This is a genomic window from Klebsiella sp. R390, from assembly GCF_051131745.1.
Taxonomy (GTDB): domain Bacteria; phylum Pseudomonadota; class Gammaproteobacteria; order Enterobacterales; family Enterobacteriaceae; genus Klebsiella.
On record NZ_CP180445.1, the window covers coordinates 1,866,847 to 1,891,609 of the forward strand.

At 55.9% G+C, this 24,763-nt stretch carries 21 protein-coding genes; 13 read left to right on the plus strand and 8 right to left on the minus strand.

Annotated elements, in window-relative coordinates; genetic code table 11:
* Nucleotides 1-537: 537 nt before the first annotated feature.
* The 4 genes from cra to leuO form a co-directional block, all read right to left on the minus strand.
* On the minus strand, nucleotides 538-1,542 hold the full coding sequence (gene cra, locus ACMYSP_RS08705; RefSeq protein WP_123757507.1) for a catabolite repressor/activator: 1,005 nt from the start codon (nucleotides 1,540-1,542) through the stop codon (nucleotides 538-540).
* A gap of 180 nt (nucleotides 1,543-1,722) precedes the next feature.
* Nucleotides 1,723-2,214, minus strand: a complete 492-nt coding sequence (gene ilvN, locus ACMYSP_RS08710) for an acetolactate synthase small subunit (protein WP_123757508.1) — start codon at nucleotides 2,212-2,214, stop codon at nucleotides 1,723-1,725.
* Nucleotides 2,215-2,216: 2 nt separating this feature from the next.
* Nucleotides 2,217-3,941: an acetolactate synthase 3 large subunit gene (gene ilvI / locus ACMYSP_RS08715; protein ID WP_434586375.1), complete on the minus strand. Its 1,725-nt coding sequence runs from the start codon at nucleotides 3,939-3,941 to the stop codon at nucleotides 2,217-2,219.
* A 393-nt stretch (nucleotides 3,942-4,334) separates the two neighbouring features.
* A complete protein-coding gene (gene leuO / locus ACMYSP_RS08720) occupies nucleotides 4,335-5,300 on the minus strand; it encodes a transcriptional regulator LeuO (RefSeq protein ID WP_434586376.1) in 966 nt (321 codons plus the stop codon).
* Between the two features lie 615 nt (nucleotides 5,301-5,915).
* Between leuO and leuL the strand changes: the two genes are divergently transcribed.
* The 6 genes from leuL to aroD all read left to right on the plus strand — a co-directional run bounded on the left by leuL (nucleotide 5,916) and on the right by aroD (nucleotide 11,600).
* A complete protein-coding gene (gene leuL / locus ACMYSP_RS08725; RefSeq protein ID WP_434587051.1) occupies nucleotides 5,916-6,002 on the plus strand; it encodes a leu operon leader peptide in 87 nt (28 codons plus the stop codon).
* Between the two features lie 96 nt (nucleotides 6,003-6,098).
* A complete protein-coding gene (gene leuA, locus ACMYSP_RS08730) occupies nucleotides 6,099-7,670 on the plus strand; it encodes a 2-isopropylmalate synthase (RefSeq protein ID WP_434586377.1) in 1,572 nt (523 codons plus the stop codon).
* Complete coding sequence (gene leuB, locus ACMYSP_RS08735; protein WP_434586378.1) at nucleotides 7,670-8,761, plus strand: 3-isopropylmalate dehydrogenase; 1,092 nt, start codon at nucleotides 7,670-7,672, stop codon at nucleotides 8,759-8,761. The genes leuA and leuB overlap by 1 nt, the downstream gene beginning before the upstream one ends.
* 2 nt (nucleotides 8,762-8,763) lie before the next feature.
* The gene (gene leuC / locus ACMYSP_RS08740) at nucleotides 8,764-10,164 is read left to right on the plus strand and encodes a 3-isopropylmalate dehydratase large subunit (protein ID WP_434586379.1); all 1,401 of its coding nucleotides are present in this window, start codon (nucleotides 8,764-8,766) and stop codon (nucleotides 10,162-10,164) included.
* Nucleotides 10,165-10,174: 10 nt separating this feature from the next.
* Nucleotides 10,175-10,780 carry a 3-isopropylmalate dehydratase small subunit gene (gene leuD, locus ACMYSP_RS08745; protein WP_434586380.1) on the plus strand — a complete coding sequence of 202 codons (606 nt, stop codon included), beginning with the start codon at nucleotides 10,175-10,177 and terminating at the stop codon, nucleotides 10,778-10,780.
* Nucleotides 10,781-10,844: 64 nt separating this feature from the next.
* The gene (gene aroD / locus ACMYSP_RS08750; protein ID WP_434586381.1) at nucleotides 10,845-11,600 is read left to right on the plus strand and encodes a type I 3-dehydroquinate dehydratase; all 756 of its coding nucleotides are present in this window, start codon (nucleotides 10,845-10,847) and stop codon (nucleotides 11,598-11,600) included.
* Between the two features lie 61 nt (nucleotides 11,601-11,661).
* Here the strand turns inward: aroD and ACMYSP_RS08755 are convergent, their stop codons facing one another.
* Together ACMYSP_RS08755 and sgrT are read right to left on the minus strand one after the other, a co-directional pair.
* Complete coding sequence (locus ACMYSP_RS08755; protein WP_434586382.1) at nucleotides 11,662-12,846, minus strand: sugar efflux transporter; 1,185 nt, start codon at nucleotides 12,844-12,846, stop codon at nucleotides 11,662-11,664.
* A gap of 164 nt (nucleotides 12,847-13,010) precedes the next feature.
* Nucleotides 13,011-13,187: a glucose uptake inhibitor SgrT gene (gene sgrT / locus ACMYSP_RS08760; protein WP_434586383.1), complete on the minus strand. Its 177-nt coding sequence runs from the start codon at nucleotides 13,185-13,187 to the stop codon at nucleotides 13,011-13,013.
* A gap of 87 nt (nucleotides 13,188-13,274) precedes the next feature.
* Here sgrT and sgrR point away from each other — a divergent pair, with 87 nt between their 5' ends.
* The 4 genes from sgrR to thiQ all read left to right on the plus strand — a co-directional run bounded on the left by sgrR (nucleotide 13,275) and on the right by thiQ (nucleotide 18,596).
* Nucleotides 13,275-14,930 carry an HTH-type transcriptional regulator SgrR gene (gene sgrR, locus ACMYSP_RS08765; RefSeq protein ID WP_434586384.1) on the plus strand — a complete coding sequence of 552 codons (1,656 nt, stop codon included), beginning with the start codon at nucleotides 13,275-13,277 and terminating at the stop codon, nucleotides 14,928-14,930.
* Nucleotides 14,931-15,341: 411 nt separating this feature from the next.
* Nucleotides 15,342-16,325: a thiamine ABC transporter substrate binding subunit gene (thiB, locus tag ACMYSP_RS08770; RefSeq protein WP_434586385.1), complete on the plus strand. Its 984-nt coding sequence runs from the start codon at nucleotides 15,342-15,344 to the stop codon at nucleotides 16,323-16,325.
* Nucleotides 16,301-17,911, plus strand: coding sequence for a thiamine/thiamine pyrophosphate ABC transporter permease ThiP (thiP, locus tag ACMYSP_RS08775; RefSeq protein ID WP_434586386.1), 1,611 nt, complete (start codon nucleotides 16,301-16,303; stop codon nucleotides 17,909-17,911). Before thiB ends, thiP begins: the two co-directional genes overlap by 25 nt.
* A complete protein-coding gene (gene thiQ, locus ACMYSP_RS08780; RefSeq protein ID WP_434586387.1) occupies nucleotides 17,895-18,596 on the plus strand; it encodes a thiamine ABC transporter ATP-binding protein ThiQ in 702 nt (233 codons plus the stop codon). Before thiP ends, thiQ begins: the two co-directional genes overlap by 17 nt.
* Here the strand turns inward: thiQ and ACMYSP_RS08785 are convergent.
* Both ACMYSP_RS08785 and araC read right to left on the minus strand, forming a co-directional pair.
* On the minus strand, nucleotides 18,583-19,347 hold the full coding sequence (locus ACMYSP_RS08785) for a DedA family protein (RefSeq protein ID WP_434587052.1): 765 nt from the start codon (nucleotides 19,345-19,347) through the stop codon (nucleotides 18,583-18,585). The genes thiQ and ACMYSP_RS08785 overlap by 14 nt on opposite strands.
* Before the next feature lie 128 nt (nucleotides 19,348-19,475).
* Entirely contained in the window at nucleotides 19,476-20,321 is an 846-nt protein-coding gene (gene araC, locus ACMYSP_RS08790) for an arabinose operon transcriptional regulator AraC (protein WP_123757523.1), read from the minus strand.
* 337 nt (nucleotides 20,322-20,658) lie between these two features.
* On the opposite strand from araC, the gene araB reads away from it, so the two are divergent.
* The 3 genes from araB to araD all read left to right on the plus strand — a co-directional run bounded on the left by araB (nucleotide 20,659) and on the right by araD (nucleotide 24,647).
* Nucleotides 20,659-22,368, plus strand: a complete 1,710-nt coding sequence (gene araB, locus ACMYSP_RS08795) for a ribulokinase (RefSeq protein ID WP_434586388.1) — start codon at nucleotides 20,659-20,661, stop codon at nucleotides 22,366-22,368.
* 10 nt (nucleotides 22,369-22,378) lie between these two features.
* Nucleotides 22,379-23,881, plus strand: coding sequence for an L-arabinose isomerase (gene araA, locus ACMYSP_RS08800; protein WP_434586389.1), 1,503 nt, complete (start codon nucleotides 22,379-22,381; stop codon nucleotides 23,879-23,881).
* 70 nt (nucleotides 23,882-23,951) lie between these two features.
* The gene (araD, locus tag ACMYSP_RS08805) at nucleotides 23,952-24,647 is read left to right on the plus strand and encodes an L-ribulose-5-phosphate 4-epimerase (protein ID WP_123757526.1); all 696 of its coding nucleotides are present in this window, start codon (nucleotides 23,952-23,954) and stop codon (nucleotides 24,645-24,647) included.
* Nucleotides 24,648-24,763 lie beyond the last annotated feature (116 nt).

Genomic DNA, 24,763 nt, shown 5'->3' on the forward strand with positions numbered 1-24,763 from the left:
ATTTGCAGCAGATATTAGGCCTGATGAAATAATCATCAACAAACGAGGCAAATTAACGTTATGAATACGTGTAAGAAAACAACCAACAAATTCGTAACAGTAAAAAGCAACAAAATATCTTCGGCGGGAAAATATAAAGTGTCAGTTTGCGACGCGAGCGGCATTTTAGGCCATTATGATGTCCGTTAACAGTGCCTGTTGCTGTCGGAGAGGTGCGCTTGCTGCGGGTACAGAGAGAAACGAGTCTGATTACAGCGTGAAATGATTGTTAATTCAGCGATTAATTTAATGAATGTAACAAAATAATACAAATAAAGGCCAATTTATCTTTTTTTATAGCCAGCGGATGCCAGAAATCCCCTACTCCAGAATAAAACAAAATAATGCGTAAAGAAGTTTAGGGATTTGTCTGAAAGCGATTTCATTTTACTGTTTCAGAGTAAAGTTGTACGGATTATCGCCAGACGTTCTTCGTCTGGCGAGCGGTGCGTCAATTATCCTTACTTTTTTATAAGAATAATCCTGGCTGCAGGTACCTCAACGACGGTTCAGGCTTCCCCGACGATACAGATTACGGCGAATACGGCTTAACCCCGGTTTCGGCTTACGCGGTTCGTCAAGACTGGCGAGAACAATCTCCAGCACCCGTTCGGCGACATCGCGATGGCGCTGGGCTACGGCCAGTACCGGACACTGCAGGAAATCCAGCAGCTCATTATCGCCAAAGGTCGCAATCGCCAGTTCCGATGGCAGCTTGCCTTCGCGACGTAAAGTGACATCCATTACCCCCTGCAACAGCGGGAACGAAGTCGTGAACAGCGCTTCCGGCATCGGGTGTGTCTCGAGCCATTTTTCGAACAGCTGTGCCGCCGCTTCGCGTTCAAAGCTGTTGGCATACAAATACTGGACTTCACGGGGATCGTCATTCCACGCGGTGCGGAAACCCTGCTCGCGCAGGAAACTTACCGACAGCTCCGGTAATGCACCAAGATACAGGACGCTTTCGCCTGGGAACTTACGCAGTTCGGCGGCAAGCATTTCGGCATCATCCTGATCGGCACCCACCACGCTGGTGAAGTGTTCACGATCGAGCGCACGGTCAAGGGCGACAATCGGGAAAGGATCGTTAGCCCAACGCTGATAGAACGGATGCTCTGGCGGAAGTGACGTCGAGACGATAATCGCATCCACCTGGCGCTGTAACAAATGTTCAATACAGCGCATTTCGTTATCAGGCTGATCTTCCGAGCAGGCAATCAGCAACTGATAGCCACGCTGGCGTGCCTGACGCTCCAGATAGTTAGCAATGCGGGTATAGCTGGTATTTTCCAGATCGGGAATAACCAGGCCAATAGAACGCGTGCGTCCTGCACGTAAGCCCGCAGCAACCGCATTCGGGTGATAGTTATGTTCACGAACGACGGCCATCACTTTTTCGACCGTTTTGTCGCTCACGCGGTACTGCTTCGCTTTACCGTTAATCACATAGCTAGCGGTGGTTCGCGAGACACCGGCCAGCCGGGCGATTTCATCCAGTTTCACAATTGCCCCTTGGGTAATAAGTACAGAACATAACCTTTCTTCAGCTATGGATTCATTTTGATAACATCTAAACGCAGAATAGTTAGCGCAGCAACCGGTTTTGTCTACAGTTCCTACCGATTTCGCAAAAAAATAACCCGACAAATTGTGTCGGGCTATTTTTACGTCAGTTTCAGGTACTCAGCGCATTATTTTATCGCCGCGCGACAGTCCTACGACTCCCGATCGTGCCACTTCAACGATGCGCGCTACGTCGCGCAGTGATGCGAGGAAGGCATCCAGTTTATCGCTGGTGCCCACCAGCTGGACGGTATAAATCGACGGGGTCACATCGATGATCTGCCCGCGGAAAATCTCCGTGTTACGCTTCACCTCTTCCCGACCAAAACCGCTTGCCTGCACTTTCACCAGCATGATTTCACGCTCAACGTGCGAGTTCTGCCCGAGTTCGCTGACGCGCAACACGTCCACCAGCTTATGCAACTGCTTTTCAATCTGCTCGATCGCTTTCTCGTCGCCGACGGTCTGAATGGTCATTCTGGAGAGTGTCGGATCGTCTGTCGGCGCCACCGTCAGGCTTTCAATGTTGTATCCGCGCTGCGCAAAGAGCCCGATGACGCGCGACAAGGCGCCCGATTCGTTTTCCAGTAATACAGATAATATCCGGCGCATAATCAGGTTCTCTCCGTTTTGCTCAACCACATCTCATCCATGCCGCCGCCGCGGATATGCATGGGATACACATGCTCGCTGCCGTCTACCATCACATCCACGAAGACCAGACGGTTATTACGTACCTGCTCTAGCGCTTCGGCCAGCTTAGACTCCAGTTCCTGCGGTTCGCTGATTCGAATCCCCACATGGCCATAGGCTTCTGCAACCCGGACAAAATCCGGTAGCGACTCCATATAGGATTGTGAATGACGGCCGGAATAGATCATATCCTGCCACTGTTTCACCATCCCCAGATAGCGGTTGTTGAGGTTCAGCACCAGCACCGGCAGCTCGTACTGCAGCGCGGTAGACAGCTCCTGAATATTCATCTGGATGCTGCCATCGCCGGTCACGCAAACCACGGTCTCCGCTGGCAGGGCCATCTTAACGCCGAGGGCGGCGGGCAACCCGAAGCCCATCGTGCCAAGGCCGCCGGAGTTAATCCAACGTCGTGGTTTGTCGAACGGGTAATAAAGCGCAGCGAACATCTGATGCTGGCCCACATCGGACGCCACATAGGCATCGCCATTGGTCAGGCGCCAGATGGTCTCGATCACCGCCTGCGGTTTGATCTTGTCGCTTTGCGTGTCGTATTGCAGACAGTGACGCGCGCGCCATTGTTCGATCTGCTGCCACCAGTCGCGGATCTCATCCAGCGGCTGATGTGCCTCTTCTTGCTCAAGCAGCTCAAGCATTTGTTCCAGCACCAGACGGGCATCGCCGACGATCGGGACATCAGCCGGAACCGTTTTAGAGATCGAAGTAGGATCGATATCAATATGCAGCACCGTCGCATTCGGGCAGTACTTGGCCAGATTGTTGGTGGTGCGATCGTCAAAACGCACGCCGACGGCGAAAATCACGTCGGAATGATGCATCGTCATATTGGCTTCGTAGGTACCGTGCATCCCCAGCATGCCTAACGCCTGCGGATGGGTCGCCGGGAAAGCGCCCAGGCCCATCAGCGACGAGGCCACCGGCAGGTTCAGTTTTTCCACCAGGGTACGCAGCTGCGGCTCGCATTGGGCGTTAATCGCCCCGCCACCGACATAAACAACCGGATGCTTCGCCGCGACCAGCGTCTGCAGGGCACGCTTGATTTGCCCTTTGTGACCACTGGTAGTCGGATTATAGGAACGCATGCTGACGCTGTCTGGCCACACGTACGGCAGTTTGTTTGCCGGGTTGAGGATATCTTTTGGTAAATCCACCACCACTGGACCCGGACGGCCGCTGGCCGCCAGCCAGAACGCTTTTTTCAGCACCCCGGGAATGTCTTCCGTCTGCTTAACCAGGAAGCTGTGTTTCACAACCGGCCGGGAGATACCGACCATGTCACACTCCTGGAAGGCATCATAACCAATCAGCGAGGTCGCCACCTGCCCGGAGAGAATCACCAGCGGGACGGAATCCATGTATGCCGTCGCAATACCGGTAATGGCGTTGGTCGCCCCCGGGCCTGACGTCACCAGGACGACGCCCACTTCACCGGTCGCACGAGCCAGGCCGTCCGCCATATGCACCGCCGCCTGCTCATGGCGAACCAGAATATGATCGATACCGCCAAGGGTATGCAACGCATCATAGATATCGAGGACCGCGCCCCCGGGGTAACCGAATACTTGCTTGACGCCCTGATCGACAAGCGATTGGACGACCATCTCGGCTCCTGACAACATCTCCATGGTTTGCCTCCAGGCTTATTGTTTTTAACGACAGCAGAATTCAATTTCCGCGCGTTCGCACAAAGCCGGGAATCGTCGCCCGGCATTGAGGTGAATGGACTGCGTGCCATTACCATAACTGCTCGCCAACGGGCAGGCAATTAGCTGCCTCAGAGGCATACAGGCCATTAAAAGCATAAAAGATAACAATTTGATATGAATTGTGGTTAAAAGCTTCGCAAACCAGAAACGCGCGTGGGCATTACTCGGGTAAATAGTCTGTTGGCAGAAAATCATCCATTTTTCACCTGGCGTTCAGCAGCCCCTTCGGAAGTAAACAGAATAATATTCTGCATTTTGTGGGATTATTCACACAAAGCGAGAGCGCCGGCTCTCGTTTGTGTCACAAAAGGGTTAGCGCTGACAAATACCCACCAGCAACTCTTCCATCCACAGGTGTCCTTTATCTTTCCCGGCCGCATCATGCCAGGAAAGATAGCAGGTACGGCTATTTACCTTCAGTGGTAACGGCAAAAGTTGCAGCCCCAGTTTATCTGCGTACTCATTTGCCAGCCAGCGCGGCGCAATCGCGACCATATTTGTTTGCGCAACCACATTTAATACGCTGACCATGGCATTTCCCTGATAAGCAATACGAGCCTGTTTATTGACGGAGCTATACCATGGCAGGCTAAATGAGGCAAAGCGATCTAAGGCAACCACCGCATGTTCTTCCTGATAAATATCCGTTTCAGAAAGTGGTCCGGAAATACGAGGGTGTTTATCGCTGGCAACTAATACCATTTCGTCTTTAAATAGTGGCACACAGGAAAACTCCGGGCGACGAAACTCCTCATAGCCGATAACAAATTCAATCTCTTGATAACGTAACTGGTGTTCCGTATTGGTATTCAGTGAAGCCTTAAAAATCAAATGAATATTCGGCGCTACAGCGTTCACTTTATTGACAATAACGGAGGTCAAATAGTTATCCAGAGGACTACAGACACACAGCGTAAATACCCGCTCGCTGCTGACCGGTTCAAAACCAGAACCTGGCAGCTCATTCTGTACCAGCTGCAATGCCTGACGTACTGAACCAAACAGCTGGAACGCGCGCGCCGTCGGCTGGATCCCCCGCCCGTAGCGCACAAACAGCTCATCGTTAAACATCACCTTCAGACGCGCAACCGCATTACTCACTGCGGGCTGTGACATGCCGAGTGATTGCGCCGCACGGGTAATATTTTGCTCCTGCATGACGGCATCAAAAACCGTCAACAGATTAAGATCGACAGTTCTGAGTTGTGGCTTGACGATTTCCCCCTCGGAGGAGGATTTAGGTTCAGCAGTTTCAATAGTCATATCCAGATCCACCATTACGCGAAATTCCCTTTTCAAAAGACAGAGTCAGTAAAACAGTAAATAATTATTACCATACACATCTCATTTGCAGAAGGGAGTGGATGCATTTTAGGAATACATCAAACGTTATAATTAAGCTCAGATATGCAGCATTACCATTATGCTGGAACACCTGTGAAATATAAAACATATCAATTTCTTTATAAGATATAGTTTATCCATAAACCACAGAGATAAACAACACCAGCACCCGTTAACTTAAATTTAAGCATTATTAAAATACGCTGCCAGCGATCGCTAAACATTAACATCTCAATATCATTGATTACTCTTATAGAGTCGCACGAACTCATTAAAAAAATAAATAACCCATGCGTTTCATCAAGATATCCTCAGAGCGAAAATATCAGCCGCTATGTTTAACATGATAATAAATTGCGACAATGATTTTGCATCACCTCACCGGTGCAACCTGCAGAAAAACTATCATCGGTAAAAACGCCCATTCATCAGCACAATTAGCTAATCACTCCCGAAGGTGAAAAGCGGTTTTTCCTGTTCAAGGGTTGACATCAAAAGGCGTATCCAGTAACTCTAAGAGCATAACGATTTCATCTGGAGCATGACGCAATGATTCGCACTACTCGTTTCATCAGCCTACTACTACTAAACGCATCCCTTGTGCGCGGTAGGCTGTTGGGCGACGTTCAGCGTTAAGTCATCTTCCAGCAAGACTATAAAACCCGCGCCATTGCGCGGGTTTTTTTATGCTCGTCAGCAAGGCGCCCAGGACACCGATTAAGGATCTAAACCATGAGCCAGCAAGTCATTATTTTCGATACGACCTTACGTGACGGTGAGCAAGCGTTACAGGCCAGCCTGAGCGTGAAAGAGAAGCTGCAGATTGCCTTAGCCCTCGAACGTATGGGCGTTGATGTGATGGAGGTCGGTTTCCCGGTTTCATCCCCTGGCGACTTCGAATCCGTACAAACTATCGCGCGCACCATCAAGAACAGCCGCGTTTGTGCCCTGGCGCGCTGTGTAGAGAAAGACATTGATGTCGCCGCAGAATCCTTAAAGGTTGCGGAAGCGTTTCGTATTCATACCTTTATTGCCACCTCGCCAATGCATATCGCGACTAAGTTGCGCAGTACGCTGGATGAGGTCATTGAGCGCGCGGTCTATATGATCAAACGTGCACGCAATTATACCGACGATGTCGAGTTCTCCTGTGAAGATGCAGGCCGTACGCCGATTGCCGACCTGGCGCGCGTGGTCGAAGCCGCCATTAACGCCGGCGCGACAACAATCAACATCCCGGACACCGTCGGCTACACCATGCCGTTCGAGTTCTCCAACATCATCACCGGCCTGTATGACCACGTGCCAAATATCGACAAAGCCATTATCTCTGTTCACACCCATGACGATTTAGGTCTGGCCGTCGGCAATGCCATCGCTGCCGTCCACGCTGGCGCACGTCAGGTCGAAGGTGCCATGAACGGCATTGGCGAGCGTGCTGGTAACTGCTCGCTGGAAGAAGTGATCATGGCGATTAAAGTGCGTAAAGACATTATGGATGTCCGTACCCGCATTAATCACAACGAAATCTGGCGTACCAGCCAGACCGTCAGCCAGATTTGCAACATGCCGATTCCGGCCAACAAAGCCATTGTCGGCACCGGCGCCTTCGCACACTCCTCCGGTATCCACCAGGATGGCGTACTGAAGAACCGCGAAAACTACGAAATCATGACTCCGGAATCCATCGGCCTGAATCAGGTACAGTTGAACCTGACCTCTCGCTCCGGCCGTGCTGCGGTTAAACACCGCATGGAAGAGATGGGCTACAAAGACAGCGACTACAACATGGATCACCTGTATGACGCGTTCCTGAAGCTGGCGGACAAAAAAGGTCAGGTCTTCGACTACGACCTGGAAGCGCTGGCCTTCATTAACAAGCAGCAGGAAGAGCCAGAACATTTCCGTATGGACTACTTCAGCGTTCAGTCCGGCTCCAACGCTATCGCGACTGCCTCGGTCAAGCTGGTCTGCGGTGATGAAGTGAAAGCCGAAGCCGCCAACGGCAACGGCCCGGTCGACGCCGTATATCAGGCCATCAACCGCGTCACTGGCTATGAGATCGAACTGGTTAAATATGGCTTAAGCGCCAAAGGCCACGGTAAAGATGCGCTGGGTCAGGTCGACATCGTGGTGAACTACAACGGCCGTCGCTTCCATGGCGTCGGTCTGGCGACCGATATCGTTGAATCCTCCGCGAAGGCGATGATTCACGTTCTGAACAACATCTGGCGCGCCGCTGAAGTCGAAAAAGAATTGCAACGCAAAGCTCAAAATAACGAGAACAAGAAGGAAACTGTGTAATGTCGAAGAATTACCATATTGCTGTGTTGCCAGGTGATGGCATTGGCCCGGAAGTCATGAGCCAGGCGATGAAAGTACTGGAAGCTGTCCGTACCCGTTTTGATATGCGCATTACCACCAGCCAATATGATGTCGGTGGCGCCGCCATCGACCGTCAGGGCTCCCCGCTGCCGCAGGCCACAGTGGAAGGCTGCGAGCAAGCCGATGCGATTCTGTTCGGTTCCGTCGGCGGCCCGAAGTGGGAACACCTGCCGCCAGACGGTCAGCCAGAGCGCGGTGCGCTGTTGCCGCTGCGTAAACATTTCAAACTGTTCAGCAACCTGCGTCCGGCGAAACTGTACCAGGGACTGGAAGAGTTTTGCCCGCTGCGTGCGGATATCGCCGCTAACGGCTTCGACATTCTGTGCGTCCGTGAACTGACCGGCGGCATCTATTTCGGCCAGCCGAAAGGTCGTGAAGGCAGCGGTCAGCATGAGAAAGCGTTTGATACCGAAGTCTATCATCGCTTCGAAATCGAGCGGATTGCGCACATCGCGTTCCAGTCCGCGCGCAAACGTCGCCATAAAGTGACTTCTATCGATAAAGCCAACGTGCTGCAGTCATCTATTCTGTGGCGCGAAGTAGTCAGCGAGATCGCAAAATCCTACCCGGACGTTGAGCTGTCGCACATGTACATCGACAACGCCACCATGCAGCTGATTAAAGATCCGTCCCAGTTTGACGTGCTGCTGTGTTCTAACCTGTTCGGCGACATTCTGTCTGACGAATGCGCGATGATCACCGGCTCGATGGGCATGCTGCCCTCCGCCAGCCTCAACGAACAAGGTTTTGGCCTGTATGAACCTGCAGGCGGATCCGCTCCGGATATCGCTGGCAAAAACATCGCCAACCCGATCGCGCAGATCCTCTCCCTGGCGCTGCTGCTGCGCTATAGCCTGGATGCCGAAGCCGCAGCAACCGCTATCGAAAGTGCGATTAACCGCGCATTAGAAGAAGGCGTACGCACCGGCGATCTGGCACGCGGCACGACGGCCGTCGGTACCGATGAAATGGGCGATATCATTGCCCGCTATGTCGCTGAAGGGGTGTAATCATGGCGAAGACCTTATACGAAAAGTTGTTTGATGCTCACGTGGTTTATGAAGCACAAGATGAAACCCCGCTGCTGTACATCGACCGTCATCTGGTGCACGAAGTGACCTCCCCACAGGCCTTCGATGGCCTGCGCGCGCACAACCGCCCGGTACGCCAGCCGGGCAAAACCTTCGCCACCATGGATCACAACGTCTCCACCCAGACCAAAGACATCAATGCGTCAGGTGAAATGGCGCGAATTCAGATGCAGGAACTGATCAAGAACTGCAAAGAGTTCGGCGTGGAACTGTATGACCTGAACCACCCGTATCAGGGTATCGTCCACGTGATGGGCCCGGAGCAAGGGGTTACCCTGCCGGGGATGACCATCGTCTGCGGCGACTCCCATACCGCAACCCACGGCGCATTTGGCGCGCTGGCATTCGGTATCGGTACCTCGGAAGTTGAGCACGTGCTGGCGACGCAGACCCTGAAACAGGGCCGCGCCAAAACCATGAAAATTGCCGTTAATGGCAAAGCGGCACCGGGCATCACCGCCAAAGATATCGTGCTGGCGATCATCGGTAAAACCGGCAGCGCCGGCGGTACCGGTCACGTAGTGGAGTTCTGCGGTGAAGCCATTCGCGACCTGAGCATGGAAGGTCGTATGACCCTGTGCAATATGGCGATTGAGATGGGTGCTAAAGCGGGCCTCGTCGCGCCGGATGAAACCACCTTTAACTACGTCAAAGGCCGTCTGCATGCGCCGAAAGGCGAAGACTTTGACGCCGCGGTGAAATACTGGGAAACCCTGCAAACCGACGCTGACGCCACATTTGATACCGTGGTGACCCTGCAGGCTGAAGAAATTGCCCCGCAGGTTACCTGGGGAACCAACCCGGGCCAGGTGATTTCCGTCACCGATATGATCCCCGACCCGGCCTCGTTTGCCGATCCGGTCGAACGCGCCAGTGCGGAAAAAGCACTGGCCTATATGGGCCTGAAGCCGGGTATCCCGTTAACCGACGTGGCTATCGATAAAGTGTTTATCGGCTCCTGCACCAACTCGCGTATTGAAGATTTACGCGCCGCGGCAGAAATCGCTAAAGGGCGCAAAGTCGCGCCGGGCGTACAGGCATTGGTAGTTCCAGGCTCTGGTCCGGTAAAAGCCCAGGCGGAAGCCGAAGGGCTGGATAAGATTTTTATCGACGCCGGCTTTGAATGGCGCCTGCCGGGCTGCTCTATGTGCCTGGCGATGAACAACGACCGTCTGAACCCAGGCGAGCGCTGCGCATCAACCAGCAACCGTAACTTTGAAGGCCGTCAGGGCCGCGGCGGACGTACCCACTTAGTCAGCCCGGCAATGGCCGCCGCCGCCGCCGTTACCGGCCACTTCGCCGACATCCGCGACATCAAATAAGGAAACCATCATGGCAGAGAAATTTACCCAACATACGGGCCTGGTGGTTCCGCTGGATGCCGCAAACGTCGATACCGATGCGATCATTCCCAAGCAGTTCCTGCAGAAAGTCACCCGTACCGGCTTTGGCGCACACCTGTTCAATGACTGGCGTTTTCTCGACGACCAGGGGCAGCAACCCAACCCGGAATTTGTCCTGAACTTCCCGCAGTATAAAGGGGCATCGATTCTGCTGGCCCGGGAGAACTTCGGCTGCGGCTCTTCTCGTGAACATGCGCCCTGGGCATTGACGGACTACGGCTTTAAAGTGGTTATCGCCCCCAGCTTCGCCGATATCTTTTACGGTAACAGCTTCAACAACCAGCTGCTGCCGGTCACGCTGAGCGACGAGCAGGTCGATGAACTGTTTACGCTGGTACAGGCTAACCCAGGCATTAGCTTTGAGGTCGACCTGGAATCCCAGGTAGTGAAAGCGGGTGATAAATCCTACAGCTTTAACATCGATACCTTCCGCCGCCACTGCATGCTCAACGGCCTCGATAGCATCGGCCTGACGCTGCAGCACGAAGCGGCGATTTCGGCCTACGAGAACAAACTGCCGGCCTTTATGAACTAACCACGCCGCTGATTACCCTGCCCGGTCCTATGACCGGGCATTTTTTTACCGATGGACCCTACAAATGACACAAGCGATAACCGTGAAAAACATCACCTTTCAGGAAGGGACGACGCTAATTTGCGTTCCGCTGATCGGTAAAACCCTCGACGAGCTGAAAATTCATGCTCACACCCTGGCAGAGGCCGGTGCCGATCTTATCGAATGGCGCGTCGATCACTTTACCGGCGTCCGGGACGACAAGCAGATCCGGCTGGCGCTAACGGAGATCCGCCAGATACTCGCGACGATCCCGCTGCTGTTCACCTTTCGCAGCCACAAAGAGGGCGGCGAAACGGAACTCGACGATGACGCCTACTTTGCGCTCAACCGCCTGGCCGTCGCCAGCGGGCTGGTCGATCTGATTGATATTGAGCTTTTCAATGAGGAAACGCAGATTCGGGCGCTGGTCGCTGACGCCCATGCCGCCGGGGTGAAAGTGATCATGAGCAATCATGATTTCCAGAAAACACCGCCGCAGAATGAGATAGTCGACCGGCTGTGCCGGATGCAGGAACTGGGCGCCGATTTACCCAAAATCGCGGTCATGCCGCAGTCGCCGCAGGACGTGCTGACGCTCCTCAGCGCGACATTGACCATGAAAGAACAGCACGCCACCCGCCCGTTAATTACCATGTCGATGGGGAAAATGGGCGGAGTGAGCCGGGTAACCGGGCGTCTGTTCGGATCGGCGATGACCTTCGGCAGCGTAGGACAGGCATCCGCGCCGGGGCAGATTGCCGTCGGCAAGCTGCGGGAGTTGATGGAATTGCTCTCCTGAGTATGGTGCTCTGAGTTGATCGAAGTGCCGCATCGCCGTCATCCGCGATGCGGCATCAGGACTAGATATCTTTAACTTTGCTGGTCAGAAACAGCGTCAGCACAGAAATCACCGCAATAGCCCAGTAGACGCTGGCGTGACCATAGCTTTGCGACAGCGCCCCTTGCAGCACGCCCGCCAGAATCACCCCGGTCGAAATACTGTTCGTAAACAGCGTGGTTGCCGCTCCCGCTCGTCCCGGCATCAGATCCTGAAACCACAGCATGCCGATCCCGGCGACAATCCCGATAAATATGGCATTGAACAGCTGTAGCACCAGCAGCGCGGTACGATGGTGAAACAGAATCAGCCCGACATAGAACAGCACGCCGGCCGCCACCGCTGCCACCATCATTTTTCGTTTGCCCCAGCGCTTCACATAGTAGCCAGCCAGAATCATCGCCGGAATTTCCAGCCCGGCCGCCGTCCCCATCAGGATCCCAGCGAGACTGTCCGGCAAACCGAGATCGCTACTGATCCACAGCGGCATGTCAATGATATACATGGTGTTGCAGGTCCACATCAGCGTCGAGGCGATAAACAGCATGCGCACGTTTTTATCCTGCCATCCCCCCGCCGGTATCGACGCCCCGTCCGCTTCCGAAGGCTGTTCCACCCGCGCCACCGAGGGCAGCTTCACCGCGATCAGCGCCAGGCTTATCACAAAAATACCGGCAGCAATCGAGAACATGGTGGTAAAGCCGTAATTCAGCGCCAGCATAAAGGCCAACGGCGGCCCGATAACCCACGCCAGCGACAACTGAGCACGCATCACCGAGCTGAACATCACCACTTCCCGCGCCGAGCTGTCGGCATATTCCCGCGCCAGGGCAAACAGCTGCGGCATCGCGGCATTGGCGATTGACGCCAGCATCACGCCGCAGGTGATCAGGGTTAAGTAGTGGCGATTGAAGGCAAACAACAGCGCGTTACCCACCGCCATCAGGCAGCAGAACATAATCAGCCGACGGCGATCGCCCTGACTGTCGGATCGTTTTGCCAGCGCCAGGCTTACCGCAATCCCGGCAATGGCGTTAACGGTATAAAACAGGCCGACCCAAAAAGGTTGTGCGCCTACTTCGCGGCTGAGGAACAGGCTGAGGGTGGGAGCCTGTAGCGCGCCCGCAATGCCCATCATAAACGCGACCAGCATAAAAGCCGCGTAGACGCCGTTCAGCCGCCGTCCCATCGTCATTAACCACAGCATGTCATGTCCTTAAAGCACGCGAAGAAACGAAAAAAGCCAGCAGAAGCAATCTGCTGGCAGGTGATTTTATACTCTATCTATTTCAAGTGACAGACAGGCGACCAAAACGTTTTGGTTTCAGCCGAGTGGCCAGCGTTTGAAAGCGGACAGGTATACACCAATACTCAGTCACACATGATATCGGCAAGGTCATGAGCAGAGGTCTGTGACGTAACTCCCCACTGCATCAGTTCGCCAAGAATCTTCTGCTGTCTCCCTGCCATCAAGCGGGCCAGCCATGACGCATCCTGCGTCGCAGAAAAGTAGCGTTGGTAAAACTGTTTCGCGGTAGACCTCATCATATTCACCTCCTCGCTTCATCGAAGTGGATTATTGGCCTAATATAGGGATTAATAAATTGCTGACTTTTCATCAGGAGTTCCCCTTTTATGTCTTCTGCTCGTTTGCAACAACAGTTCATCCGCCTTTGGCAGTGCTGCGAAGGCCAATCGCAGGAGACGACGCTTAACGAACTGGCGGAGATGCTGTGCTGTTCTCGCCGCCATATGCGCACGCTGCTGAACATGATGGAAGCCCGCGGATGGTTAACCTGGGAGGCGGAAGCCGGGCGTGGCAAACGTTCCAGGCTGGCCTTCCTCTATACCGGCCTGGCACTGCAGCAGCAACGTGCGGAAGATCTACTGGAGCAGGATCGGATCGATCAGCTGGTTCAACTGGTGGGTGATAAAGCCGCCGTACGCCAGATGCTGGTGTCGCACCTCGGCCGCAGCTTTCGTCAAGGGCGGCATATCCTCCGGGTGCTCTACTACCGGCCGATGAAAAACCTGCTCCCCGGCAGCGCGCTGCGGCGCTCGGAAAACCATATTGCCCGGCAGATCTTCAGCGCGCTGACCCGGGTAAATGAGGAAAACGGGGAACTCGAAGCCGATATTGCCCACCACTGGCAGCAGATTTCGCCGACCCACTGGCGATTCTTTCTTCGCCCCGGCATTCATTTTCACCACGGCAGAGAGCTGGAGATGGAGGATGTGATTGCCTCCTTGCAGCGCAGCAACACCCTGCCGCTCTATGCGCACATCGAACGTATTGTCTCCCCCACCGCCTGGACTCTGGACATTCACCTGACGCAGCCAGACCGTTGGCTACCCTGGCTGTTGGGCCAGGTGTCGGCGGTGGTGCTGCCGCGGGAATGGCAGTCGATGGACAATTTCGCCAGTATGCCGGTCGGCACCGGGCCATATGCGGTGGTACGCAACAATCAAAATCAGCTGAAGATCCACGCTTTCGATGACTATTTTGGCTACCGGGCACTGATCGATGAAGTCAACGTCTGGGTGCTACCGGAAATTAGCGAAGAACCCAACGGCGGCTTAACGCTGCAGGGCACCACCCAAAGTGAGAAAGCGGTTGAGAGCCGCCTTGAGGAAGGGTGTTACTACCTGCTGTTTGATGCCCGCAGCCCGCTAGGCAACAACAGCGCGGTACGTCAATGGCTCAGTTATCTGTTCCAGCCCGCCACGCTGCTCTACCATGCCGGCGAACATTACCAGGGCAACTGGTTCCCGGCCTACGGCCTGCTTCCTCGCTGGCACCATGCGCGCAGCCACGCCTGTGAAAAACCAGCGGGGCTGGAATCCGTTACCCTGACCTATTATCGCGATCACGTCGAACACCGTGTGATGGGCGGCATCATGGCGGAGCTGCTGGCGGAGCATCAGGTAAAACTGGTGATTCAGGAGCTGGAGTACGAGGAGTGGCACCGCGGTGAAGTGGTCAGCGATATCTGGCTGAACAGCGCCAACTTTACCCTGCCGATCGATTTTTCACTCTTTGCCTTGCTGTACGAAGTCCCGCTGATTCGCCACTGTATTCCCATCGACTGGGAGCAGGAAACCCGGCGCTGGCACGCCGGCGAATTAAACCCCGCCACCTGGAGTCAGCAATTGCTGGCCAATCAAACCGTCGTTCCGCTGATCCACCACTGGCTGATGATCCAGGGACAGCGCAGTATGCGCGGCGTGCGCATGAATACGCTCGGCTGGTTTGATTTCAAATCCGCATGGTTTGCCCCGCCGGAGCCGTAATGCTTTCAGTCAACTAACAAAATCATTACACTATTCGCCGTTCTCAACGGGGTGCTATTAAACATACACGCCATCGTTCGGACTCCCTCAAGGCAGCAAGCGGGTGAATCTCCGGGAGCATAGAAAACTATGTGACCGAGGTGAACACGCGACGCTAACGCAGAGGCAGCGCGCTCGATGACGTGTGTACACAAAATCATTCGGGTTGCATCAAGGCAGCAAGCGGGTGAGTCCCCAGGAGCATAGAAAACTATGTGACTGGGGTGAACACGCGACGCTAACGCAGAGGCAGCGCGAAGGATGACGTGTACAGGCTGAGAAAATACCCGTCGAACCTGATCCGGATAACGCCGGCGAAGGGATTTGGGGCCGACTCAAAATCCTTTGCCACCCTTTTTTATGAGGTGCAAAGTGTTGAAAAAATTACTCCCGCTGCTGGTACTGGTCGCCACACCCGCGCTGGCGAAGCCTGTCCTTACCGTTTATACCTACGACTCTTTTTCCGCCGACTGGGGCCCTGGCCCGGTGGTGAAAAAGGCGTTTGAAGCCGATTGCAACTGCGAGCTGAAGTTCGTGGCGCTGGAAGACGGCGTGTCGTTGCTTAACCGTCTGCGGATGGAGGGCAAAAACAGCAAAGCCGACGTGGTGCTTGGGCTGGATAACAATTTGCTGGAAGCGGCCGCCCAGAGCAAATTGTTCGCCAAAAGTCAGGTGCCGGCCAGCGCGGTTACGGTGCCTGGCGGCTGGGATAACGACACCTTCGTACCGTTCGATTATGGTTATTTCGCCTTCGTCTACGATAAAAACAAGCTGAAAAACCCGCCGAAAAGCCTGAAAGAGCTGGTGGAAAGCGATCAAAAATGGCGGGTGATCTACGAGGATCCACGCACCAGCACCCCAGGACTTGGGCTGCTATTGTGGATGCAGAAAGTCTATGGCGATAAGGCCCCGGAAGCCTGGCAGAAACTGGCAGCGAAAACGGTCACCGTCACCAAAGGCTGGAGCGAAGCCTACGGTCTGTTCCTGAAAGGGGAAAGCGATCTGGTGCTCAGCTATACCACCTCGCCGGCCTATCACATTATCGAAGAGAAAAAAGACCAGTATGCGGCCGCCGGTTTTACCGAAGGCCATTACCTGCAGGTTGAAGTCGCCGCACGCACCGCCGCCAGCAAGCAACCCGAGCTGGCTGAGAAATTCCTCAAGTTTATGGTGTCACCGGCCTTCCAGAACGCGATCCCTACCGGCAACTGGATGTATCCGGTTACCCAGGTAGCGCTGCCTGCAGGCTTTGACGCCCTGCAAAAACCACAAACTACCCTGCAATTTACCCCGCAGCAGGTCGCCGCAGAACGTCAGAACTGGATTAATGCATGGCAACGCGCCGTCAGCCGCTAAGTCTTAGCTGGCTGATACCGGGCCTGGCGGCCAGCGCATTGCTGGTCGTCGTGGCGCTGTCGGCGTTTCTGGCGCTCTGGAGCAGCGCGCCGGAGACCGCCTGGTCTTCGGTGTTGAACGATAGCTACCTGTGGCACGTTATCCGTTTCTCCTTCTGGCAGGCATTTCTCTCGGCGCTCCTCTCCGTCGTACCGGCCCTGTTTCTCGCCCGGGCGCTCTACCGCCGGCGTTTTCCCGGACGAACGCTATTGCTGCGCCTGTGCGCAATGACCTTGATTCTGCCGGTACTGGTGGCGGTCTTCGGCATTCTTAGCGTGTATGGTCGCCAGGGCTGGCTGGCGGCGTTGTTTAATGCCCTCGGCTGGCAGTGGGATTTCTCGCCCTACGGGTTACAAGGCATTCTGCTGGCGCACGTCTTCTTCAATATGCCGATGGCCACCCGTCTGCTGCTGCAGGCGCTGGAGAATATCCCCGGCGAACAGCGCCAGATAGCGGCCCAACTGGGCATGCGTGGCTATCATTTTTTCCGTCTGGTGGAATGGCCGTGGCTACGACGGCAAATTCCCCCCGTCGCGGCGCTGATCTTTATGCTGTGCTTTGCCAGTTTCGCCACCGTACTGTCGCTCGGCGGCGGCCCGCGGGCCACGACGATTGAGCTGGCTATCTACCAGGCGTTAAGTTTTGATTACGACCCGGCCCGCGCGGCAATGCTGGCTCTGATCCAAATGATCTGCTGCCTCGGGCTGGTACTGCTCGCCCAGCGGTTGAGTAAAGCGGTTGCCATCGGCGTGAGCCATGTTCACGGCTGGCGCGATCCGGACGATCGCCTGCACAGCCGCCTCAGCGACGCGGTATTAATTACCATCGCGCTTCTGCTGTTGCTTCCGCCGCTGCTGGCGGTTGTTGTCGACGGCCTGAATAGCAATCTGTTCAGCGTGCTGGCCCGCCCGGCGTTGTGGCAGGCATTCTGGATCTCGCTGCGCATCGCGCTGTGCGCCGGCGTGCTCAGCGTTATTCTGACGATGATGCTGCTGTGGAGCAGTCGTGAACTGCGCCTGCGTAACCAGCCTCTGGCGGGGCAAACGCTGGAGCTTAGCGGTATGCTGATCCTCGCCATGCCGGGGATCGTGCTGGCGACCGGCTTTTTTTTACTGCTCAATAACAGTATCGGTCTGCCTGAATCCGCCGACGGAATCGTGATCTGCACCAACGCGCTGATGGCCATTCCCTATGCTCTGAAGGTGCTGGAAAATCCGATGCGCGACATCGCCGTGCGCTACGGTCAGCTGTGCCACTCTTTAGGCATGGGAGGTTTTACCCGCCTGCGGGTGGTCGAACTGCGCGCCTTAAAACGCCCGCTGGCCCAGGCGCTGGCCTTTGCCTGCGTGCTGTCGATCGGTGATTTTGGTGCCGTCGCGCTGTTCGGGAACGACACCTTCCGCACGCTGCCGTTCTATCTGTATCAGCAGATTGGCGCCTACCGCAGCCAGGATGGCGCGGTGACCGCCCTGTTGCTGCTGGTGCTGTGCTTTGTCCTCTTTACCGTGATTGAGAAACTTCCGGGGCGTGATGTTAAAACTGAATGATGTAACCTGGCTCTATCAGCATCTGCCGATGCGGTTCACGCTCTCCGTTGAGCAGGGTGAGCGCATCGCCGTGCTCGGCCCCAGCGGCGCGGGTAAAAGCACGCTGTTGAACCTGATTGCCGGCTTTTTGCTACCGGCAAGCGGCACGATCATTATTGACGGTCAGCCACATAGCGATACGCCACCGGCCCGGCGTCCGGTGTCGATGTTATTCCAGGAAAACAATCTCTTTCATCATCTCACCGTTCGCCAGAATATTGGCCTTGGGATGCATCCGGGGCTGAAGCTCACCGCCGCGCAGACCGCCCGCCTGCAGGCCATCGCCGGACAAATGGGGATTGACGCGCTGCTGGACAGGCTGCCGGGAGAACTCTCCGGCGGCCAGCGTCAGCGCGCCGCGCTGGCCCGCTGTCTGGTTCGGGAACAACCGGTATTGTTGCTGGATGAGCCGTTTTCCGCGCTCGACCCAGCGCTGCGTCAGGAGATGCTGGCGCTGGTCAGCGACGTGTGCCAGCAGCAGCAGTTAACGCTGCTGATGGTGTCGCACAGCGTCGAGGACGCCGCGCGCATCGCCCCACGATCGCTGGTGGTGGCTGACGGACGCATCGCCTGGGACGGCGACACCGACACCTTACTTCGCGGGAACAGCAGCGCCTCTCACCTGTTAGGGATCAGCGCGCGATAACCTTGTGCAGAATATCGAGATAGACCGGCATCAGCGGATGGCGAATCACCACGGTTAACGCCACGCCGGCCAGCACCACCGTCAGGGGAGCCAGCCAAAGCAAACGGGGTCGAGGCAGGAAGCGCGTCAGGCGATCGCGCGTTTTCGCGCTCCGCCACAGTCGCCAGCACAGCCAGCCCGCCAGCCACACCAGCAACGCGGCCAGCAGCAGCAGCCACTTAAAGCTGGCGCTGTGGTCATCGGCAGGGATATCAATCGCCGCACCGGCCAGAATCCCCGGCATAAAATACAGCGGCGGCCAGAGCAGGCAGCCAATAATATTCGGCGGGATAAACTTCATCACCGGAAGGTCGAGCATGCCGGCCACCATTGGTACCAGCGGCCTCGTCGGGCCGACAAAGCGCCCGATCAGAATGGTTATCATGCTGTGTTGATGTAGCGCGTGCTCGGTTTTATCCAGCAGCGCTTTGTTTTTCTTCATAAACGACCAGCGATGCAGCGGTTTCTTAAACCGCCAGCCAAGCCAGAAGGAGATCCAGTCGCCGAGTAAACAGCCGACAATCCCCGCCAGCCACGCCTGCCAGAAGTTGACTTCACCGCTACCGATGAGCGCCCCAAGACCGGCCATCATCACCGTTCCCGGCAATATCAGCCCCACCAGCGCCAACGATTCAAGGAAGGCGACCAGCATCACGGCTATCAAGGAATAGACCGTGGATTGGGTGATAAAATGTTCCAGCAATGCTTGCATAATGTGCCCGGTTTCAAAACGAAGCACGGATTTTCCAGAGCCGTCGCGCCTTCGTCAAGCCATCAATTGTCCAAATAGTTTACTGGTTGTGACAATTTTCCGGCGCAACATTTCATTTTATTTACGTTTTATTCACACCCCGCACGGAATTCACTCGGGCTGGCGCCGGTACATTTTTTAAACACCCGCGAAAAATAGAGCTGATCTTCGAAACCGACATTACGCCCCACCGTGGCGATCGGCATGCGGGTGGTGCTGAGCAGCAGCTTCGCCTGGCTGATGCGCTGATCTTCCCGCCACCCCAGCACGCTGATGCCCAGCTGCTGGCGGAACAGGTGCGACAGCCGCGAAGGCGACAGACAAACGTGCTGGGCAACGCTGGCGATGTCGAAATGGCTGTCTGCCAGGTGATCGCTAATGTACTGGCAGGCATCGCGCACGCGATTGTCCAGCGGCGGATGCAGCGACTCGTTAATGGCCTCCATGCGCCGCAGCAACAGCTGCTCCAGCAGATTGATCGCCAGCAGCTCCGAATAACGCCCGGCCCCTTGCCCCGCCTCAACAATCTGGCCAAACAGCTCGCAAAAACGCGTCTGCCACGGCTCGTCAGGACGGAAAAAACCGGTATGGGCGAAGATAGTCGGCCAGTTCAGCCATTCATGCCAGTAAGCGCGTGGGCGGAAGTAAACCCACTGGTGATACCACTCCCGGGCGTCAGGATGGCGCCCGTAATGATGAATCTCCCCCGGCGGAAAGAGCAAAATATCCCCCGGCCGGCAGACAAACTGCTGGTCGTGATTGTTGATCACCCCTTCACCGCGAATGGTCAGGTTGAGGATATAGCCCTTCATGCCCAGCGGACGATCGATAAAGAAATCCAGATAGCCATCGGCATCAATTGGCGTCAGCCCCGTCACCAGATGGGCGTTGAAAGAGTAGCCCGGCAATAGCGGATCGTTCTGTGTTTCAGCCATAAGATCGGCTCTCCTGGATATCACATGGAAACCAATTGTCCATATTCAACATTGTACTGCTAACCCATTACTCCGTACTGGGACGGCGGTTGAAATTTAGAGTAAAACCCGCCACCTCACAGCAAAAACCGATGATAGCGCACATTTAAAGCACTTTCACCGGGTAACAGGTGTGTCTATATGGACGACAGGAAAGTCCACATTGAATATTTGCACGGCGTCACACTTTGCGATGCTATAGCAAAATAATCCATAAGATTAGCGAATACGGCCTGACGGTTTTTGCCATGAATATCTACTGTTTCACCATTAATGGTTTTCTGCATGGAGTAACAGCATGGCAATTGCGATTGGCCTCGATTTTGGTAGTGATTCAGTACGCGCCCTGGCGGTGGAATGTGCCACCGGCGCCGAACTCGCTACCAGCGTAGAATGGTACCCGCGCTGGCAGGAGGGTCTGTTCTGCGATGGTCCGAATAACCAGTTCCGCCATCACCCGCGCGACTACATTGAGTCGATGGAATCCGCACTGAAAAGTGTGCTGGCGTTATTAAGCGCCGAACAGCGTGCCAGCGTGGTTGGCATCGGCGTCGACAGCACCGGTTCCACACCGGCACCGATCGATGCCGAAGGTCAGGTACTGGCGCTGCGCGACGAGTTTGCCGATAACCCGAACGCCATGTTCGTGCTGTGGAAAGACCACACCTCGGTTGAAGAGGCTGAAGCCATTACCCGCCTGTGCCACCAGCCGGGCAAAGAGGATTACTCCCGCTATATCGGCGGGATCTACTCCAGCGAATGGTTCTGGGCAAAAATACTCCACGTAACCCGTCAGGACAGCGCCGTCGCGCAGGCCGCGGTGTCGTGGGTAGAGCTGTGCGACTGGGTTCCGGCCCTGCTTTCCGGCACCACCCGCCCGCAGGATCTGCGTCGCGGCCGCTGCAGCGCCGGGCACAAATCCCTGTGGCATGAGAGCTGGGGCGGCCTGCCGCCTGCCAGCTTCTTCGATGAACTCGATCCGATTATCAACCAGAACCTGGCGTGGCCGATGTTCAGCGACACCTGGACCGCCGATGTTCCGGTCGGCTCGCTGTGCGCCGAATGGGCCGAACGCCTTGGCCTGCCGGAAACGGTGATCCTCTCCGGCGGTGCATTTGACTGCCATATGGGTGCCGTCGGCGCCGGTGCGCAGCCAAACGCGCTGGTCAAAGTGATCGGCACCTCCACCTGCGACATCCTGATCGCCGATAAACAGAGCGTCGGCAACCGCACGGTGAAAGGGATCTGCGGTCAGGTTGATGGCAGCGTGGTGCCTGACTTTATCGGGATGGAAGCCGGGCAATCTGCCTTCGGTGATATTTACGCCTGGTTTGGCCGTATTCTCGGCTGGCCGCTGGAACAGTTAGCGCAACAACATCCGGAACTGAAATCACAGATTAGCGCCCAGCAGAAACAGCTGCTGCCGGCGCTAACCGAAGCCTGGGCGAAAAACCCGTCTCTCGAACATCTGCCGGTGGTCCTCGACTGGTTCAACGGTCGCCGTACCCCCAACGCTAATCAGCGCCTGAAAGGGGTGATTACCGATCTCAACCTCGCCACCGATGCACCAGCCTTGTTTGGTGGTCTGGTAGCGGCCACCGCCTTCGGGGCTCGCGCCATTATGGAGTGCTTCACCGAACAGGGTATCCCGGTCAACAACGTGATGGCGCTGGGCGGCATCGCCCGCAAAAACCAGGTGATCATGCAGGCCTGCTGCGACGTGCTGAACCGGCCGCTGCAGATTGTCGCATCCGATCAGTGCTGCGCGCTCGGCGCGGCGATCTTCGCCGCCGTCGCCGCGGGAGTGTATGAGGATATCCCGACAGCCCAGCACCATATGGCAAGCCAGGTCGAAAGCACCCTGCAGCCGCGCCCTCAGCAGGCACAACGCTTTGAACAACTTTATCAGCGCTACCAGCAGTGGTCGGTCAGCGCCGAACAACAGTATCTCCCTTCGGCTGTGAAGGCGGAAAAAGCCCCGCATTCTCAGGCAGCCCTCACCCATTAAGGACACGACAATGACAATTTTTGATAACTACGAAGTATGGTTCGTGATTGGCAGCCAGCATCTGTATGGCCCGGAAGCGCTGCGTCAGGTGACCAAACATGCTGAACATGTGGTGAACAGCCTGAACGCCGAAGCAAAACTGCCGTGCAAGCTGGTGTTAAAGCCGCTTGGCACCACGCCAGATGAAATCACCCATATCTGCCGCGATGCCAACTACGATGACAAGTGCGCGGGTATGGTGGTGTGGCTGCATACCTTCTCTCCGGCCAAAATGTGGATCAACGGCCTGACTATCCTGAATAAACCGCTGCTGCAGTTCCACACCCAGTACAACGCCTCCCTGCCGTGGGACAGCATCGATATGGACTTTATGAACCTGAACCAGACCGCGCACGGCGGCCGCGAGTTCGGCTTCATCGGCGCGCGTATGCGTCAGCAGCACAGCGTTGTGACCGGCCACTGGCAGGATCAAGGCGCGCATCAGCGTATTGGTTCCTGGATACGCCAGGCGGTATCGAAGCAGGATACCCGCCATCTGAAAGTGTGCCGCTTCGGCGACAACATGCGTGAAGTGGCGGTGACCGACGGTGACAAAGTGGCCGCACAGATCAAATTCGGCTTCTCGGTTAACACCTGGGCGGTGGGCGATCTGGTGCAGGTGGTCAACAGCATCAGCGATGGCGACATCAGCGCACTGGTTGACGAGTATGAAAGCAGCTACCGCCTGACGCCAGCGGCGCAGATTCACGGTGATAAACGCCAGAACGTGCTGGATGCCGCCCGCATTGAGCTGGGGATGAAGCGCTTCCTGGAGCAGGGTGGTTTCCACGCCTTCACCACCACGTTTGAAGATTTGCACGGCCTGAAACAGCTTCCGGGTCTCGCCGTACAGCGTCTGATGCAGCAAGGCTACGGCTTCGCTGGCGAAGGCGACTGGAAAACCGCCGCTCTGCTTCGCATCATGAAGGTGATGTCAACCGGTCTGCAGGGCGGCACCTCCTTTATGGAGGATTACACCTACCACTTCGACAATGGCAACGATCTGGTGCTGGGCTCGCACATGCTGGAAGTCTGCCCGACCATCGCCACCGCAGACAGACCGATCCTCGATGTCCAGCCGCTGGGCATCGGCGGCAAAGCCGATCCGGCCCGCCTGATCTTTAACACCCAGACCGGCCCGGCGCTGGTGGCAAGCCTGGTGGATCTGGGCGATCGCTTCCGCCTGCTGGTGAACACCGTGGAAACCGTACCAACGCCGCACGATCTGCCGAAACTGCCGGTTGCCAACGCCCTGTGGAAAGCTCAGCCGGATCTGCGCACCGCGTCAGAAGCCTGGATCATCGCCGGTGGCGCGCACCATACCGTCTTCAGCCATGCGCTGACCCTCGACGATATGCGCCAGTTCGCCGAACTGCAGGATATCGAGCTGACGGTGATCGACGAAGAAACGCGTCTGCCGTCCTTTAAAGATGCCCTGCGCTGGAACGAAGTTTATTACGGTTCAAAACGCTAAGCGTGCCTCCCCTCTTCCTGCCCGTCGGGAAGAGGGGAAATCCGTATTCTCCTGTCATTCGGAGCACACAATGTTAGAAGATCTGAAACGTCAGGTGCTGGAAGCCAACCTGGCGCTGCCAAAGCACAATCTGGTGACCTTAACCTGGGGCAACGTCAGCGCCGTCGACCGCGAGCGCGGCGTGCTGGTGATTAAGCCATCGGGCGTCGACTATAGCGTGATGCAGGCTGACGATATGGTAGTGGTGAGTCTGGAAACCGGCGAAGTCGTTGAAGGGAAAAAGAAACCTTCTTCTGATACACCAACCCACCGTCTGCTTTATCAGGCATTTCCGACGCTGGGGGGCATCGTCCATACCCATTCGCGCCACGCCACCATCTGGGCGCAGGCCGGGCAGTCTATTCCGGCTACCGGCACCACCCATGCCGATTACTTTTATGGCGCGGTGCCCTGCACGCGTCTGATGACCGACGACGAGATCAACGGCGAGTATGAGTGGGAAACCGGCGCGGTGATCGTTGAAACCTTCCGCGAACAGGGTATCGACCCGGCTCAGATGCCCGGCGTGCTGGTGCATTCCCACGGCCCGTTTGCGTGGGGCAAAAACGCCGAAGATGCGGTGCATAACGCCATCGTGCTGGAAGAGATTGCCTACATGGGCATTTTCTGCCGCCAGCTGGCGCCACAGCTGCCGGATATGCAGCAGACGCTGCTGGATAAACACTACCTGCGCAAGCACGGGGCAAAAGCCTATTACGGGCAGTAAGGCTGCTGTCTTACCCGGTGGTGCTGTACTGACCGGACTACGGTACAATGCGCCTCCGGGATAAACACCACACCTGTATAAAACCCCAGCACCATCTATTAAACCAGGCTATAATC